14 protein-coding genes and 1 tRNA gene are annotated in these 17,040 nt (G+C 62.9%); 5 read left to right on the top strand and 10 right to left on the bottom strand.

Going from position 1 to position 17,040, the window contains the following annotated elements:
* Positions 1–12: 12 nt before the first annotated feature.
* Positions 13–801 carry an FHA domain-containing protein gene (locus tag EKO19_RS15390; RefSeq protein ID WP_129777251.1) on the top strand — a complete coding sequence of 263 codons (789 nt, stop codon included), beginning with the start codon at positions 13–15 and terminating at the stop codon, positions 799–801.
* A 180-nt stretch (positions 802–981) separates the two neighbouring features.
* Here the strand turns inward: EKO19_RS15390 and alr are convergent, their stop codons facing one another.
* From alr to rpsF, 6 genes are all read right to left on the bottom strand, one after another.
* Complete coding sequence (gene alr / locus EKO19_RS15385; RefSeq protein WP_157995272.1) at positions 982–2,055, bottom strand: alanine racemase; 1,074 nt, start codon at positions 2,053–2,055, stop codon at positions 982–984.
* Positions 2,056–2,094: 39 nt separating this feature from the next.
* Entirely contained in the window at positions 2,095–3,471 is a 1,377-nt protein-coding gene (gene dnaB / locus EKO19_RS15380) for a replicative DNA helicase (protein ID WP_129777431.1), read from the bottom strand.
* Between the two features lie 69 nt (positions 3,472–3,540).
* Positions 3,541–3,990 (bottom strand): 50S ribosomal protein L9, encoded by a 450-nt coding sequence (gene rplI, locus EKO19_RS15375; RefSeq protein ID WP_129777249.1) that lies wholly within the window; start codon positions 3,988–3,990, stop codon positions 3,541–3,543.
* A gap of 29 nt (positions 3,991–4,019) precedes the next feature.
* The gene (locus EKO19_RS15370) at positions 4,020–4,856 is read right to left on the bottom strand and encodes a hypothetical protein (RefSeq protein ID WP_129777248.1); all 837 of its coding nucleotides are present in this window, start codon (positions 4,854–4,856) and stop codon (positions 4,020–4,022) included.
* 115 nt (positions 4,857–4,971) lie between these two features.
* Positions 4,972–5,196 carry a 30S ribosomal protein S18 gene (gene rpsR / locus EKO19_RS15365; RefSeq protein ID WP_129777247.1) on the bottom strand — a complete coding sequence of 75 codons (225 nt, stop codon included), beginning with the start codon at positions 5,194–5,196 and terminating at the stop codon, positions 4,972–4,974.
* Between the two features lie 39 nt (positions 5,197–5,235).
* Complete coding sequence (gene rpsF / locus EKO19_RS15360; protein ID WP_129777246.1) at positions 5,236–5,616, bottom strand: 30S ribosomal protein S6; 381 nt, start codon at positions 5,614–5,616, stop codon at positions 5,236–5,238.
* A 278-nt stretch (positions 5,617–5,894) separates the two neighbouring features.
* Here rpsF and EKO19_RS15355 point away from each other — a divergent pair, with 278 nt between their 5' ends.
* Complete coding sequence (locus EKO19_RS15355) at positions 5,895–8,036, top strand: bifunctional diguanylate cyclase/phosphodiesterase (RefSeq protein ID WP_129777430.1); 2,142 nt, start codon at positions 5,895–5,897, stop codon at positions 8,034–8,036.
* A 3-nt stretch (positions 8,037–8,039) separates the two neighbouring features.
* Here EKO19_RS15355 and rlmB read toward each other — a convergent pair whose 3' ends face one another.
* Positions 8,040–8,780 (bottom strand): 23S rRNA (guanosine(2251)-2'-O)-methyltransferase RlmB, encoded by a 741-nt coding sequence (rlmB, locus tag EKO19_RS15350; RefSeq protein WP_129777245.1) that lies wholly within the window; start codon positions 8,778–8,780, stop codon positions 8,040–8,042.
* A gap of 110 nt (positions 8,781–8,890) precedes the next feature.
* Positions 8,891–11,149 carry a ribonuclease R gene (gene rnr / locus EKO19_RS15345; protein ID WP_129777244.1) on the bottom strand — a complete coding sequence of 753 codons (2,259 nt, stop codon included), beginning with the start codon at positions 11,147–11,149 and terminating at the stop codon, positions 8,891–8,893.
* A gap of 102 nt (positions 11,150–11,251) precedes the next feature.
* Between rnr and EKO19_RS15340 the strand changes: the two genes are divergently transcribed.
* From EKO19_RS15340 to EKO19_RS15330, 3 genes are all read left to right on the top strand, one after another.
* Positions 11,252–11,336: transfer RNA gene (locus tag EKO19_RS15340), tRNA-Leu, on the top strand.
* Between the two features lie 161 nt (positions 11,337–11,497).
* Positions 11,498–13,372 (top strand): malto-oligosyltrehalose trehalohydrolase, encoded by a 1,875-nt coding sequence (gene treZ / locus EKO19_RS15335; protein WP_129777243.1) that lies wholly within the window; start codon positions 11,498–11,500, stop codon positions 13,370–13,372.
* A complete protein-coding gene (locus tag EKO19_RS15330; RefSeq protein ID WP_129777242.1) occupies positions 13,365–15,398 on the top strand; it encodes an amylo-alpha-1,6-glucosidase in 2,034 nt (677 codons plus the stop codon). The genes treZ and EKO19_RS15330 overlap by 8 nt, the downstream gene beginning before the upstream one ends.
* Before the next feature lie 48 nt (positions 15,399–15,446).
* On the opposite strand, the gene EKO19_RS15325 is transcribed toward EKO19_RS15330, so the two are convergent.
* Together EKO19_RS15325 and EKO19_RS15320 are read right to left on the bottom strand one after the other, a co-directional pair.
* On the bottom strand, positions 15,447–15,806 hold the full coding sequence (locus EKO19_RS15325; protein ID WP_129777241.1) for a four-helix bundle copper-binding protein: 360 nt from the start codon (positions 15,804–15,806) through the stop codon (positions 15,447–15,449).
* 53 nt (positions 15,807–15,859) lie between these two features.
* Positions 15,860–17,002 carry a BON domain-containing protein gene (locus tag EKO19_RS15320; RefSeq protein WP_157995271.1) on the bottom strand — a complete coding sequence of 381 codons (1,143 nt, stop codon included), beginning with the start codon at positions 17,000–17,002 and terminating at the stop codon, positions 15,860–15,862.
* Between the last annotated feature and the right edge of the window lie 38 nt (positions 17,003–17,040).

Below are 17,040 nucleotides of genomic sequence, written 5' to 3'. Positions count from 1 at the left end.
GGGGACGAGCAAATGGCACGGTTGATCCTTAGCCTGGACGGTCAGGTGATGGCCGAGTACAACATGAACAAGGAGCGGTATACCGTTGGCCGCCTCCCCGATAACGACATTCGTATCGACAACCCGGCGGTGAGCGGTCATCACTCGCTGGTGATCAATATCCTCAACGACTCGTTCCTGGAAGATCTGAACAGCACCAATGGCACCTACGTCAATGGCAAGCTGATCAAGAAACATGCGCTTCAGCACGGCGATGTCGTGACCGTCGGTCATCATCAGCTGCGCTTCGTCGACACCCAGAGCTCGGACAGCGAGCCCGATGAATTCGAAAAGACGATGGTGATCACGCCGGGCTCGGCCGTGGCCGCCATCGCCGCAAAGAAGGCGGCTGCCTCGTCTCCGCCTCCTCCGCCGGCACCTGCTCCAAAAGCGACGCCGACACCCGTTTCCACTTCAGCCCCCGCCGTCACGCGCCCCATGCCGCCCGCTGGCAGCACCGCCGCCACCGGCGAGCACGCCGGCATCGCCCTGCCGAAAGCCAAGCTGCAGGTATTGAGCGGCGCGTTCGCGGGTCGCGAGCTCGAGTTGAACAAGGCTTTGACGACACTGGGCCGCCCTGGCGTGCAGGTCGCCGCGATCACTCGCCGCGCCGACGGTTACTTCATCGTGCACGTCGACAGCGGCAAACCTGGCGACTATCCCTCGGTGAACGGCTCAGCGATCGGCGAGCAGGCTCGCAAGCTGGCGGACAACGATGTGATTCTGCTGGCGGGTGTGAAGATGGGGTTCTTCGAGGGCTGAGATCTAACGGATAACCGCGCCGGGTTATAACCTCGCGCGGTTCATCGAAGCCTCGGATGTCGCTGCCCTCTCCTTCGGAGAGGACGCGAAGAGATGCTGAGTCATCTTCTCTTCCGGGGAAAAAAACTATTTTTTTTCTTTTGATTTTTTTCTGGGGCGGACCCTTTCCGAAGGAAAGGCTCAAGCCCCTTTCCAAAGCAGCGGCACGCGCGAAGTCACGCGACACACCAACTCATAACAAGTCGTGTCCGCATACGGCGCAAGTTTCTCCGCAGGCAATCCTTCGCCCCACACGACAACCTCGTCGCCCGTCTTTGCGTGCGGCAGGTCCGTGATATCGATCGAAATCATATCCATCGACACGCGCCCGGCGATGGGCGCTTCCTTGCCAGCGACGAGCACAGGCGCGCCGTTGCGAGTGGCGCGAGGGAAGCCGTCGCCGTAACCAATAGCGGCGATGCCGATGCGAGACGGGCGCTGGGCGCGCCAGATGCCGTTGTAGCCCACCGGCTCGCCGACGCCGATGTTTTGAATGGCAATCAGTTGAGTCGACAGCGTCATCGCGGGACGCAAGCCAAATTCAGACGCGGTCTGGTTCGGCATGGGAGACATGCCATACAGCATCAACCCGGGCCGCACCCAATCCTGATGTGCCTCGGGCCAGCCAATGACCGCCGCGGAATTCGCAACGCTACGCTCGTGACCGAGCGGTGAAACGAGATCGTCGAAGATCTTCAGTTGAGTCGCGGTGACATGACCGCGTTCTTCCGAAGCGGACAGATGCGTCATCACCCGGATCTGACTGACGGCGGAGCAGCGCTGCAATCGGGCATGAGCGGCGCTGAAATCCTCGACGCGGAAGCCCAGCCGGTTCATGCCGCTGTTGAGTTTCAACCACACCGTGAAGCGATGCGAGCCGGCGAACTGGTCCAGCGCATCGATCTGCTCGAACGAGTGAACGGCGATCTCACAATGCTCTTTGCCGGCGAGCGCGAACTGCTCGACGCCGAACACGCCTTCGAGGAGCAGGATACGTTGAGCGACGCCAGCTTCACGAAGAACTACGGCGTCAGAGAGACGGGCCACACCCAAACCATCGGCATCCGCGAGCGCACGAGCGACGCGGATCATTCCATGGCCATAACCATTCGCTTTGACGACAGCGATGATCCGGGAGCGCGGCGCCATCCGCCGCACCACTGCCAGATTACTGCGCAGCGCCGCGGCATCGATTGTGGCGACAGGGAAGCTCACGATCACCGCACCGTCAGGAGGCCCGGTTCCGAGTTCATATCAGAAAGGTCCGTCCCCGAAGGCCGCCTCGGGCGCGTAGTTCTCGAACTTGGTGAACTTGCCGAGGAAGGTCAGCTCGATGTCACCCGTCGGACCGTTACGCTGCTTGGTGATGATGATGTCGGCGATGCCCTTGCGCGGCGTCTCGGGGTTATAAACTTCTTCGCGGTAGATCATCATGATGATGTCCGCGTCCTGTTCGATAGCGCCCGATTCACGCAAGTCCGAGCTCACCGGTCGTTTGTCCGTGCGCTGTTCCACCGCGCGATTCAGCTGCGACAGTGCGATCACCGGCACCGACAGTTCCTTCGCCAGCGCCTTCAGCGAGCGCGAGATCTCGGAAATCTCGGCGGTGCGGTTTTCCTTGTTGCCCGGCACCTGCATCAGCTGCAGATAGTCGACCACGATCAGATCGAGACCGTGCTCGCGCTTCAAGCGGCGCGCGCGGGCGCGCACTTCGGTAGGAGACAGCGCCGGCGTATCGTCGATGAAGATGTGCGATGACTTCATCATCGAGATGGCCATCTGCACGCGCGACCAGTCGTCGTCGTCGAGCTGACCGGTACGCAGCTTGGTTTGATCGACGCGGCCCAGCGAGGACACCATACGAAACGCCAGCTGCTCGCGACCCATTTCCATACTGAACACGCCCACCCTGGCCTGCTTCGGGCCGAACGCGGCGTTTTCCGCCATGTTGAGGCTGAACGTGGTCTTGCCCATCGAGGGACGCGCGGCGACGATGATGAGGTCGCCCTTCTGCAGGCCGGCGGTCATCTCATCGAGCTTCTTGAACCCTGTCGACAGACCGGTGATCGCACCGGGGTTCTGCGACAGCGTATCGATCATGTCGATGATCTTGCCGACTTCATTTCGCAGCGGCACGAAGCCCGAGCCGGTCTTGTTGCGGCTCTCGGCGATTTCGAACACGCGGCGCTCGGCTTCGTCGAGGATCTCGGCGGACGCGCGGCCTTGCGGATCGTAAGCACCGTTGGCGATTTCGCCGCCAACGGAAATCAGCTGGCGCAGCGTGGAACGTTCGCGAACCGCGTCGGCGTAGGCACGCACATTGGCTGCGCTGGGCGTGTCACGGACCAGTTGCGCGAGATAGGGCAGGCCGCCGACTTCGGACAGCGTGCCTTTGCGTTCCAGCCATTCGGAGAGCGTGACGGCGTCGGAAGGCTCACCGAGCGCGCCGCGCTCGGCGATGGCTTCGAAAATGATCTGATGATCGCGACGATAGAAATCCTCGGCGACGATGCGGTCCGCGATGTTGTCCCAGACGCGGTTGTCCAGCATCAGGCCGCCGAGCACGGCCTGCTCCGCCTCGATGTTGTGAGGCGGAACGCGGATGTCGTCTACCGATGTGTCTCTATCCATATCGCGGGCGCGACGCGAGCCCGCGAACGAAACCTTCTTGTCGGCTTCGGCCATCGGTAACGGCGAAGATTATTCTTCGCCGATGATCACGACCGGCAGATCGACGTTGACGTCGGTGTGCAGGTGGAGCTGCACGACGTGCTCGCCGGCCTGACGGATCGGGCCATTCGGCAGGCGCACTTCGGAACGCTCCAGCGTGTGACCGGCCTTCTTCAGCGCCTCGATGATGTCGCTGTTGCCGACCGAGCCGAACAGCTTGCCTTCGCCGCCGGCCTTGGCCGTGAGCGACAGCTTGAAGCCTTCGAGCTTGGCGGCGCGCGCCTGGGCGCTGGCCAGCTCTTCCTTCGCGACCTTCTCGAACTCGGCGCGACGGGCTTCGAACTTGGCGACGTTTTCCGGCGTGGCCAGCGTGGCCTTGCCCTGCGGCAGCAGGTAGTTGCGGCCGTAGCCGGCCTTGACCTTGACCTTGTCACCGATGTTGCCGAGGTTGGCAACCTTCTGCATCAGAATGATTTCCATCAGCCCGTCCTCAATAAAAGAAGGCTCAATTAAGCACTACGCGTCCGAGGACGCAGCCAATTATCCGCAAAGCCCCAGATCGCGAGCATCAGCACGACGAACGAGGTCACCGGCAGCACGATCAGCAATACATAGATCGCCACCAGCCAGCCGCGATCCAGCCGGCCGACCGCCTTGCTGCGATGGGCGGCCGCGAGCCCCTGAAAGGCCAGTGCGGCGAACGCCACCCAGGCCAACGAAGCCACCAGCGCCGAGTCGGTCAGCAGCGCCACGATGAACAACAGCGTGGTCGCGATTCCCATCGCGCGCCCGAGGCGCAACTGCCGGTACTCGACACCAAACGAACCCGGCGTGTCCAGCAGAGACTGCCACCACCGGCCGAGCAATACCGCACCGAAGACCGTGCCCAGCGACAGTGCCGCCAGCCCGCCCCACATGGTGCGCGCCCAGGCTGCGATGATCACCTCGCGATCGCCTTCGATCCGCAAGCCCGCCTTCGCCATCGAAGTCCAGGCCAGCTCGAGCTGCTCGCGCCAGATGCCGACCGGGTCGGGCAACACCACGAACAACCCTATCAACAGCACCGCCATGCTCAGCAAGGCGACCTGGAAGGCCAGATTCAGCGAGCCGGTCTGCCGCAGCAGCCAGCCCAGCAGCATCGGGCCGAAAAACAATACGCCGACCCCGAACACCAGCCAGCCGCCCGGCCGCGCCAGCGACAGCACCACCCAGCTCGCCGACAGGCCGGCGGTGAACGCCATGCCGACGGCGTAGCGTAGATCGAAACGCAACGCCACCAGCACCGCGATGGCAGCGGCAATCACCAGGAAGGGCAGCGGCAGCTGCGGCGAAAGCGCTCCGCTCATGGCGCTCGCAAAGGCGGCGCGCCAAGGATGCCCTGTCAGCCAGACAGCAATTGCACGGTGCATGTATCTGCCCCGCCCCTTGGTTTCACAGGGCGGAGCACGGGGCGGAAAACTCTTAGTGCTGGTCCGTGTACGGCAGCAGAGCCAGATAACGGGCGCGCTTGACCGCGACCGCCAGCTGACGCTGATAGTGCGACTTGGTGCCAGTGATGCGGCTCGGAACGATCTTGCCGGTCTCGGTGACGTAGGCTTTCAGGATGCCGAGATCCTTGTAATCGATCTGCTCGATGCCTTCGGCGGTGAAGCGGCAAAACTTGCGACGGCGGAAAAAGCGGGACATGGTGAACCTCTAGAGTGATGAGACGGATCAGTCCAGGAATCAAGTCGACGCGGAGGCGCCTTCTTCCTCATCGTCACGCGCGAAGCGCTCATCACGCTCCTCGTCGCCCTTCGCCATCGGCGAGGGTTCGGTGACGGCCTTGTCCATCTTGATGACCAGGTGGCGCAGCACCGCGTCGCTGAAGCGGAAACCACCGGTGAGCTCGGCCAGCGTCTTGCCGTCGACCTCGATGTTCATCAGCACGTAGTGGGCTTTGTGAACCTTGGCGATCGGGAACGTGAGTTGCCGACGGCCCCAGTCCTCCAGGCGATGCACGGTGCCGTTACCGGCCGCGATCATGCCCTTGTAGCGTTCCAGCATGGCCGGAACCTGCTCACTCTGGTCGGGGTGCACCAGAAAAACGATCTCGTAATGTCGCATTGCTGCTCCTTGTGGAGATGCCGCCGAGGTCGAGAATCCAGGTGCGGCAAGGAGTTGAAAGAAACTGTCCACCACGGGAAAAGCCCCGGGGCGCAACAGGGCCGCGGATACTAGCCGAGCGCCCCGCCCGAAGCAAATACAAGCAGCCCGCCCCTGGGGTTTTCCCCGAACCGGACGCCTGTGCGGCACTGATTCGGTGCTGGAGCGCATCAAGACAATTCGGCAGCGGCCGCTACAGCCAACGGCGGAGGCAATCCCGCGCCCGGGCAGGGTTTTACATAGTGAACGGTTCCTACAATCCATGGCTGGTGACGCTATCGTTCGTGGTAGCGGTCTGCGTGTCGTACACCGCGCTGAACCTCGCCTCGCGTGTCGCCACCGCACGGCGCCGGTACGTGCGCATGTGGCTCGCCGGCGGTGCATTCGCCATGGGCGTCGGCATCTGGTCGATGCACTTCATCGGCATGCTCGCGTTCACGCTGCCGATCCCGCTTTCCTATGACATCGGCAAGACGCTGATCTCGCTGATCGTCGCGATGCTGGTCGCCGGCTTCGCCCTCAGCATCGCGAGCCAGAAACAGAGCACCCTGCCTCGCCTGGTGGGCGCGGCGGTCCTCATGGGCCTGGGCATCGCAGCCATGCATTACTCGGGCATGGGCGCGATCCGCATCGTGCCGTTCATCACTTATGAGCCGAAACTGCTGATCCTCTCGATCGTCATCGCGATCGTGGCGTCGTTCGCCGCGCTCTGGCTGTTCTTCCGCCTGCGAGGCGGCGCCTCGTGGCGTATCCTCCTGCAGCGAATGGTCGCATCGCTGGTGATGGGCGCGGCCATCTCGGGCATGCACTACACCGGCATGTTCGCGTCGCAGTTCGCGCCCGGCTCGTATTGCATCGGTGCCACCAGCACCAGCAGCGGTTTCCTGGCCCTGCTCATCGGCGGCTTCGCGCTCGGCGTGCTGCTGATCACGATGATCCTGCTGATGTACGACGCTCATCTGGAATCGCGCTCGCGCCAGCATGCCATTGCGCTGGAAGACGCCAACGCGCGTCTGCGCCACCTGGCCACGCACGATTCGCTGACCGAGCTGCCCAATCGTTTGCTGCTGGATGATCGGCTGTCGCAGGCGATCACGTACGCCGAACGACGCGAAGGCCGCATTGCCGTGCTGGTCCTCGATCTGGATCGTTTCAAGACGATCAACGACTCGCTCGGTCATCACGGCGGCGACGAGCTGTTGAAGGAAGTTGCCAATCGTCTGCGCGACACGCTGCGCAAGAGCGACACGCTGGCGCGCACCGGCGGCGACGAGTTCGTGCTGATCGCCGATGAAATCAACGGCCAGGCGGATGTCGAGATCCTGGCGCAGCGGCTGCTCGCCTGCTTCGTCAAGCCCTTCCACATTCTGTCGGTGGACATTCACACCGCGCCCAGCATCGGCATCAGCATGTATCCGAGCGACGGCGCACGACCCGAGGAGCTGGTGGTTGCCGCCGACGCGGCGATGTATCACTCGAAGAAAGTGGGCGGCAACACCTACTCGTTCTTCACGCCGTCGATGAATGCGTTCGCGCAGCAGCGCCTGGAGCTGGAGAACGGCCTGCGCCGCGCGCTCGGCAACGGCGAGCTCGAGCTGCATTACCAGCCGAAAGTGGATGTCACCACCGGCCGTATCAGCAGCACCGAAGCATTGATCCGCTGGCGCCATCCCGAGCGCGGGCTGGTGGCGCCGGGCGAATTCATTCCGCTGGCTGAAGAGACCGGACTCATATTGCAGATCGGCGAATGGGTATTGCGCGAGGCCTGCCGGCAGGCCCGGCAGTGGCAGGTCAACGGCATGGCACCGGTGCGCGTCGCCATCAACATGTCGGCGCAGCAGTTCCGGCAGAAGAATCTGGTGAGCATCGTGAAGTCGGCGCTGGAAGGCGCCAATCTGGAGCCGACGTATCTGGAAATCGAGCTGACCGAAAGCGCGGTCATGCACAACGCCGGCGAATCGGCGGCCATTCTCGAACAGCTCAGCCGCATCGGCGTGCACATTTCCATCGACGACTTCGGCACCGGCTATTCGAGCCTGAACTATCTGCGGCGCTTTCCGCTCGACAAGCTCAAGATCGATCGCTCGTTCATCAAGGATGTGGTCGCGAATTCCGAAGACGCGGCCATCGTGCACGCCATCATCTCGCTGGCGCACAGCCTGAAACTGAAAGTCATCGCCGAAGGCGTGGAGACCGAGCAGCAGCTGGAGTTCCTGCGCTCGCTGGGCTGCGACCAATATCAAGGCTTCTTCTGCAGCCCGGCGATCCAGCCGGAAGCGTTCGCGGAAATGATGCGCGCCAGGAATCCGGAGAAGTTCGATCCGCTGGCGACCATGAGCCGTCTGTACGTACCGGCCAAGGTGCGCAAGACGGCGAGCTGATCGCTACTGACGCTGCCGCAGGGCTTCGTACAACAACACGCCGGTCGCGACGGAGACATTCAAGCTTTCCACGACGCCCCGCATCGGAATGCTGACCAGCGCGTCGCAGTTCTCACGCGTGAGCCGGCGCAAACCGGTGCCTTCCGCGCCCAACACCACCGCGAGCGGCCCGGTGAGTTTGCTCGCATACAGCGAGTGCTCGGCTTGATCGTCGGTGCCGACGATCCAGATATCCCGCTCTTTCAACCATCGCAGCGTCCGCGCGAGATTCGTCACCTGAATCAACGGCACCGTTTCAGCGGCACCCGACGCCACCTTGCGAACAACGGCGGACAAGCCCGCCGCGCGATCCTTCGGCACGATCACGGCCGTCACGCCGGCCGCATCGGCCGTACGCAAGCAGGCGCCGAGATTGTGGGGATCCTGCACGCCATCCAGCACCAGGAGGAACGGCGGCGCCGTGGTCGATTCGAGCAAGTCATCGAGCGCGCCCTCACCCTGCACGCCGACACTGCGAATGTGCAGGCACACGCCCTGATGGCGCTCATCGCCGGCCAGACGATCCAGCTCCTTGCTATCGCGCAGCTCGATCTTGATGCCCTTGGACTGCGCCAGCTTCATCACCTCGGCGATGCGCGCGTCTTCCCGGCCCTTCTGCAGGATCAGGAGCGCGGCACGCTCGGGCCGTTGCTGTAACAGGGTACGGACCGCATGCAGTCCGAAAATGGTCGTGGATTCGGTCATTATCTGCCTACGGAAGCTCGGAGTTATCGAGTTCCCTGAGGTTAGCAAGTCTGCAGTTGGTCGAAATGCTTCGCCCATCGAAGCCGGCGACGTACAGGAATACTAACCAATCAGCGATTCCTGTGGTTGCGTCGACGCTGCCACGGTCCGCGCACCATGCGTTGACCGCCGCCCGCCTCGGCCAGCTCGAAGTCGATTTTACGTTCATCGATGACCACATTGATCAGACGCACGCGTAACTGATCGCCCAACCGGAAGATACGACCGCTGCGCGTGCCGACCATGCGATAGCCGGATTTGTCGCGCGAGAAGTAATCGGCACCCAACGCGCTGACGTGCACCAGGCCGTCGATCTGCACGCCTTTGATCTGCACGAACAGGCCGAAGTCGACCACGCCGGTGACCAGCGTGTCGAACTCTTCGCCGATCTTGTCGCTCATGTACTCGCACTTGAGCCAGGACATCGCGTCGCGAGTCGCTTCATCGGCCCGGCGCTCGGTGAACGAGCACGATTGTCCCAACGTCGCCACCATGCCTGCCGTCCACGGGAACGTCTCGGCGTTGCCGCCTCGCAGGACGTGCCGGATGCCACGATGAACCATCAAATCGGGATAGCGCCGGATCGGCGACGTGAAGTGCGCGTACTCGGACAGCGCGAGGCCGAAGTGACCGATGTTCTCCGGCTGATACACCGCCTGCGGCATGGAGCGGATCACGACCGTCTGAATCAGATGCGCCTCCTGATGGCCGACGGCCCGTTGCAACACCTCGCTCAAGTCGGTCGGCTCGATGTCCCGATCGGTCGGCAGCTGAATGTTGAAGCCCTGCAGGAACTGACGCAGCTGTTCCAGCCGGTCCGCTTCGGGCTGACCGTGCACTCGAAACAGCGTCGGGATGCGATGTTTCTTCAGGAAGCGCGCCGCCTGCACGTTCGCGGCGATCATGCACTCCTCGATCAGGCGATGCGCATCGTTACGCGGCGCCTCGACGAACGAAGCAATCCGGCCTTGCGTGTCGAACTTCACTTTCAATTCCGGCGCATCGAAGTCCAGCGCGCCCCGTTGCAGGCGCTGTCGATGCAGCGCTTTGAACACGCCGTACAGGCTCTGCAGCTGCGAGCCCACCGCCGTCACTTCGGGGCTGTGAGCTGCGGTGGGAGTCGCGAGATAGGCCGCCACCTTGGTGTACGTGAGGCGAGCCGCCGAACGCATGAGCCCTTCGAAGAACGTCGCGCGTGTGACTTTACCCTCGGGGCTCACACGCATCTCGCAGACCATGCAGAGCCGGTCGACGTCGGGGTTGAGCGAACACAGCCCGTTGGACAACGCCTCCGGCAGCATCGGCAGCACGCGATTCGGAAAGTAGACCGACGTGCCACGCAAGGTCGCTTCACGATCCAGCGCTGAATTCGGCGCGACGTAGCTCGCGACATCCGCGATGGCCACCAGCAAACGCCAGCTGCCACCGCGCAGCGGCTCGCAATACACCGCGTCGTCAAAGTCGCGAGCGTCTTCGCCGTCGATGGTCACGAGCGGCAAGTCACGCAGATCTTCACGACCGCGCTTCGCCGCCGCCGACACCGAGTTGCCGTACGTTTCGGCCTCGGCAACCACTTCAGACGGAAATTCGAACGGCAAGCCGTGCGAGTGAATCGCGATGTCGGTTTCCATGCCCGGCGCCGCGTGCTCGCCCAGCACCCGGGTGATGTGCCCGAGCGGCTGCGCCGTCTTCGAGGGCTGCTCGATCAGCTTCACCAGCACGACCTGGCCGGGCCGCGCCTGCCCCAGGTGCTGTCGAGGCACGAGCACCTTGTGGCCGATGCGCGGATTGTCCGGCACGACGAAGCAGATACCGGATTCGTCGTACAGGCGGCCGACGATCTCACGGGTATTTCGCTCGAGCACCTCGACGATCGAGCCTTCGGGCCGGCCGCGATGATCGGTGCCGCTGACACGTACAGCGGCGCGGTCGCCGTGCATGGTCTCGGCCATTTGTCGTGGTGCGAGGTAGATCGGAGCCGACCGATCGTCCGGCATCAGGAAGCCGTGCCCATCCTTATGGGCGCTGACCGTGCCGACGATCAGCGACAGCCGCTCGCGCAGGCAGTACTCATCGCGCCGGTTGCGGATGATGGTGCCCGACTGCAGCAGCTCCTCGAGCTCCTTGGTCAGTCGTTTGCGGGCCGAGGCACCATTGCGCTGGGCGCGCTGGGCCAGTTCGTCGAACTCCAGCGGCCGACCGGCGGCCTGCAGGACTTGGGGAATGCCGGGCAGGTCGCGGGCGACCCGGGGCCGGGAGGGTGCGCCGGCACGGACGGCCGGGCGCTTGGAGGTCTTTTTGGGTTTACCAGTTTTTTTTCTTAACTTCATAGGGATTCACAGGGGAAAAAACGTGGGCTTGTCATTGACAGCCCTAAACGTCATCGGTACATTGCGCGCCTCTTGCGGGGCAAGCCCCGCGTTCCCTTCCTTGCCCAGGTGGCGGAACTGGTAGACGCGCTGGTTTCAGGTACCAGTGGAGCGATCCGTGGAGGTTCGAGTCCTCTCCTGGGCACCATCTCTCACTGATAAAAAGAAGAATAAACACGAAGGCGGCCATAGTACCGCATTGACGGCGGCGCTGCCTCAAGCGCGACGGAACCATGTTCGCGGCCCGGTGCTTGACCTCCTGTGCTCCTCGCACAGTGGTCATCACCTCGTCGCGTTCGAATGGCCCGCATGTCGCCCGCTTCGCATTCTGAACTGCTCGGCGCGGTATGGACCGACGGAACCGCACAGTTTCGCGTATGGGCACCCGACGCACGCGCTGTGGATGTGGTGTTCGAGGGCGGCGATTGCAAGTCGTTCACGCTGACTCGCGAGCACGGTGGGTATTTTGCCGGCGCCACGCGCACGTCCGCCCGTCTCTATAAATATCGCGTCGATGACACCGGGCCGTGGCCCGACCCCTGCTCCCGCTTTCAGCCGCACGGCGTGCACGGCCCGTCGTTGCTGGTCGACCCAAACGCTTTTCAGTGGCGCGACGCGAACTGGCGCGGCGCCGGCATCGAGCGGCAAATCATTTACGAATTGCATGTCGGCACATTCACGCCCGAAGGCACTTTCGACGCGGCGGCCACCAAGCTCGAGTACTTAGGCGATCTTGGCGTGACTGCAGTGGAAATCATGCCGGTCGCCGAATGCCCCGGTCGTTGGAACTGGGGCTACGACGGTGTGCAGCTCTACGCGCCCTATCATATGTATGGCGATCACGAAGCATTGAAACGATTCGTCGATCGCGCGCACGTACGCGGGCTCGCGGTGATCCTGGATGTCGTCTACAACCATCTCGGCCCGGACGGCAACTATCTCGGCCACTACAGCCCGTACTATTTCAGCAAGCGCCATCGAACCGACTGGGGCGAGCCGTTCAATCTCGACGGCGAGCACAACACCGGCGCGCGCGAGTTCCTGATCGGCAACGCGTGTTACTGGATTGCAGAGTTTCATCTCGATGGCTTGCGCCTCGACGCCACGCAATCCATTTTCGACGCCAGTAAAACGCACCTGCTCGCGGAGCTCACCCAGCGCGCTCGCACCGTGGCACAGCCGCGACGCATTCTCTTCATCGCAGAGAACGAGCCTCAGTGTAGCGAACACTTGCTGCCAGTCGATGCCGGCGGCCTCGGCATGGATGCGATGTGGAATGACGACTTTCATCACAGTGCCCGCGTCGCGCTGACCGGCAGCCGCGACGGCTACTTCCACGACTACCACGGCCGCGCGCAGGAATTTCTATCGTGTGTACGTCGGGGATTTCTATATCAGGGCCAGTGGTACGGCTGGCAAAAGAAGAGTCGCGGCTCGCCATTGCACGATCGTGAAGCCGCCGCCTGCGTGATCTTTCTGCAGAATCACGATCAGGTGGGAAACACCGCGAGCGGCGTGCGCATTCATTCGAACGCCGCCCCGGCGCGTTATCGAGCGTTGGTGACATTGATGCTGCTCGCCCCACAGACGCCAATGTTGTTCATGGGACAGGAGTTCGGCGCATCGACCACATTCACGTTCTTCGCCGACCACGCTGAAAAACTTTCGCGCCAGGTGCATGCCGGCCGGCGCGAATTTCTGAGCCAGTTCGGTGCCTACGCGGATCCGCACTTGCAGGCGTCGATTCCGGATCCTCGCGCCGAGCGGACCTTTCTAGACTCCAAGCTCGACTGGTCGGAATGCGGCCGCAACGTCTCTATATTGAACCTGCATCGCGAGCTGCTGCGTTTGCGGTCGAGCGATCCGGTGATTTCACGGCAGCAGGTCGCCGCCATCGATGGCGCGACGCTGAGCGAGCACAGCCTGGCGTTGCGCTGGTTCGATGCCGAGCACGGCGATCGTTTGCTGATTGTAAATCTGGATCAGGAGCTGAATGGCGGATCGATTGCCGAGCCGCTGCTCGCACCTCCCAGCGGCCGCGAGTGGCGAGCGTCATGGAACAGCGAATCACCCGCCTATGGAGGATTGGGTGGATTCGAGCCGGTCGCCGACCACGGACGGGGCGCCTGGCGTATTCAGGCGCAATGCGCCGTGCTGTTGATAGCGAGGTGCCCGGATGATTAGGGATCGGCAGATCGTATTGAGCTGGAACAGCGACAGCGACCCCACCTTCCTGCGCAGCCGGGAATGGCTGGTTACCAATGGCCTGGGCGGCTACGCGTCCGGTACGTTGGCCGGCATTCCGGCGCGTAAATATCACGGACTGTTCGTTCCCAACCTGGCGTCACCGAAAGGCCGGCACATCCTCATTTCCCGCTGCGATGAATGCGTCACGATCAACGATCGTCAGATGCATCTGGGTGGCGCGGAGTACGACTCGGAACGCTTCGAAGGCGAGTCGCACTTGTTCCTGAAAGAGTTCCGACTGGATCATCGCATCGCCGTCTGGACCTTCGAGTACGCCGGCGTGGTGTTCGAGAAATCGATCACCATGGTCCACAACCAGAACACCGTGTGCGTGCAATATCGGCTGTTGCAAGGTGAAGCGCTCGAGCTGCAGGTCCGGCCGTTTGTTTCTTTTCGCCGTCACGACGAATCGCCCCGCGCCGAGCCGGGCTCGTTCATGCTCGAAGTGCGCCGGGGCCGGCACGAAGTCCGACACACCGATTCCGACATCGTGCTGCGCTTTGGCTTGCGCCCCGGTCCCACCGCCTTCGTCACCGAGGAGCGCGACGAGTCCAACTTCGTGTATCGCATCGAGCGCGATCGGGGCGATCCGGAATTCGAGAGCGCCTTCAGTCCCGGCTATTTGCTGGCGAGCGTCCGGCCGAACCATCCCGCGGTGTTCGTCGCCTCGACGCACGCGTGGGAAAGGCTCGAGTTCGATGCACCGGCGGTCTTCGACGCCGAACGTCAACGCCTCGATCATCTGTTGAGTCTCACGCAGGTGCTGAAAGACGATCCCGTGGCCGAACAACTGGCCATGGCGGCGGATCAATTCATCGTGCTGCCCGGCAGCCGTCTCGAGGAAAGCGTGCTGGCCCAAGCCGCCGGCGGCGAGCTGCGCAGCATCTACGCGGGCTATCACTGGTTCGGCGACTGGGGCCGCGACACGATGATCAGCCTGGAAGGCCTCACCCTGTCGACCGGCCGCTACCGCGAGGCCGGCGCCATCCTGAGCACGTTCTCTCACTACGTGAAGGACGGTCTGCTACCGAACTTGTTTCCCGAAGGCGAACGGCAAGCGCTGTATCACACAGTAGACGCAACGCTGTGGTACTTCCACGCAATCTCGCGCTACGTCGATATAACGACGGATCGCGCACTGATCCGAAATCTGTTTCCGGTGCTTCAGTCGATCATCCAGCATCACATCCAGGGCACGCTTTTCAACATTCACGTCGACCCCAACGACGGCCTGATCGCCGCCGCGGCCGACGGCTATCAATTGACGTGGATGGACGCGAAAGTCGATGGCTGGGTCGTGACCCCGCGTCGGGGCAAGCCGGTGGAGATTCAGGCGCTGTGGCACAACGCCCTGCAACTGATGGCGCACTGGGCCAGCCAGCTGCACGAGCCTCACGAGCAGTATCAGAAACTCGCCACGCAAGTGCGTGATTCGTTCAACAGGCGCTATTGGAACGAACGGCGCGGCTGTCTGTACGACGTGATCGACGGACCGGAGGGCGATGATGACGCGATTCGCCCCAATCAGGTGTTTGCGTTGTCGTTACAGTACCCGGTGTTGCATCAGAGCCGGTGGAAACAAGTCATCGACATGATTCAGGCCAGGCTGGTGACATCTCATGGACTGCGCACGCTGAGTCCGGATCATTCCGATTACAAGTCACACTATCGCGGCAATCTGCGCGAGCGTGACGCGGCCTATCACCAGGGCACGGTATGGCCCTGGCTGCTCGGTCACTACATCGACGCGTATCTGCTCGTGTATCCGGACCCGGCGGGCGCCAGAGCCTTGTTGGAAGCATTCCCCGGCCATCTGTACGACGCGGGCATCGGCAGCATCAGTGAGATTTTCGACGCCGAGCCGCCGTTCTCTCCGGGCGGCTGCATGGCGCAGGCCTGGAGCGTGGCCGAGGTGCTGCGGGCTTGGCTGAAGACCAGGCCCGGCAGATCAAGCAGCCGCTGACTGCGACGCCGGCTGCGGGGTTTCGCTGAGACTGCGCCCGGCGAGGCTTCAACGTCGCAGCATGGCGGCACAGCTCTTCGAGCAGTGTTCGCACGCGTCGACACACTCTTCCATGCCATCCAGGTCGCGGCAGCTGGCGGCGCACTCTTCGCAGACGCGCGCGCAGGCGCGGCACAGTTCTTCATGAAGAATGAAGTTGGCGATCATGGCATCGGCCGTCAACCGACAAAGGTCGGAACAGATTGTCATCAATCGGAAATGGGTGGGCTCGACGTGCGGGCCGCCCTGCTCCAGGCAATGGTTCATGGCCATGCTGAAACAAACCCGGGAGCAGCGCAGACAGTCCTCGATACATCGTTTCATGTCGGCGACCGGATGCTCGCCGGGAATTTCAGCTACCGGGCTCATGAACGATTTCTCCACAGCATGTCGGGGCGCCGTGGCGCCCCGACGAAGACCGATCAATGCTGGATGTTGGATTCCCGGCCTTTGTTGTCACCGGGCCGACTCGTGCCCGTGGTGCCGGCAGTGGAACTCTGCGTCGAGGATTGAGTGCCGCTCTGACTGCGCTGCTGATCCTGCACGCGAAGACTGTTCTGCACCTCCTTCACGCCGGAAACGCGCTCCGCCAGCGACTCGGCCCAACGCTTGTCCTCGCGCGACGTGGTGTAGCCGCTCAATGTGACTTCGCCATCCTTGACGACGACTTCGATATTGGTGGCATCGAGCCGGTCGTCGTCGGTGAGACAATCGCACACCTCTTCCTTGATGCGGTCATCGGAACGTTTGTAGCCCCGCGGGCCCCGCCCCCGATGGGCACCGTACTCTTCCTGGCCCCATTGCTGCTGTCCTTGGGAGCCTTGCGAGCCATACAAATCCATTCCTTCGCCACGGCTGCCATATTGACCGCCGGAGCCGCTGGCACTGCCGCCGTAGCCACGCTGCGATTGGCCCTGGCGCTGACCGTAACCTTGGCTCTGACCATAGCCACTCTGCCCGGAACGACCGTGCTCATAACCGCGATAGTTGTAATCGCCCTGGCTTTCGCCGCCCTGACCGTACTGCGTACCGGCTTCGCCCCAGCGACCTCGACCGCCTTGATAGCTCCCGCCGCTGCCGCCGTAACCGCGATAGTTGCCGGTGCCGCTGCTGCTGAAGCCACCGTAGTTCGCGTCTCGGTCGTACTGACCATGCGCGTCACGATTGCGCCATTGCTCTTCCTCGCGACCTTGCCAGCCACCCTGCTCGTTGCCGTAGTGGCGGCCGCCGCCGCTCAGATATTCACGACCGCGGCCGTAGCCGCTCTCGCTCAAGCGTCCGTTCTGGCTATAACGTCCGCCGCCCGAGCCATATTCGCTGGAACCCTGACCGTAGTTCTGGTCATAGTCGCCCTGACCATAGCCCCGGTTGTAACGCTGGCCCTGGCCTTCACGCTCGCCGCGCCAGCCGCCGTAACCGCCGCGTTGCTCGCTGCCGTAGTAGTCGCGCTCCATCGACTCCCGTGCGCGACGCGAATCGTCATCGTCCCAATCGCGGTGTGAGCGCCCGCGCTCGTCACGATCGCGATCGCGGCCCCAATCGTTTCGGTAATTGCTGTAAGCCATTTGCATCTCCTCGCACTCAAGGAATTGATCGCCGACGT

This window comes from Peristeroidobacter soli, from assembly GCF_004138485.1.
Classification (GTDB): domain Bacteria; phylum Pseudomonadota; class Gammaproteobacteria; order Steroidobacterales; family Steroidobacteraceae; genus Steroidobacter; species Steroidobacter soli.
Note: the sequence above shows the minus strand (reverse complement) of the source record. Positions and strands in the feature narration are given on the sequence as shown.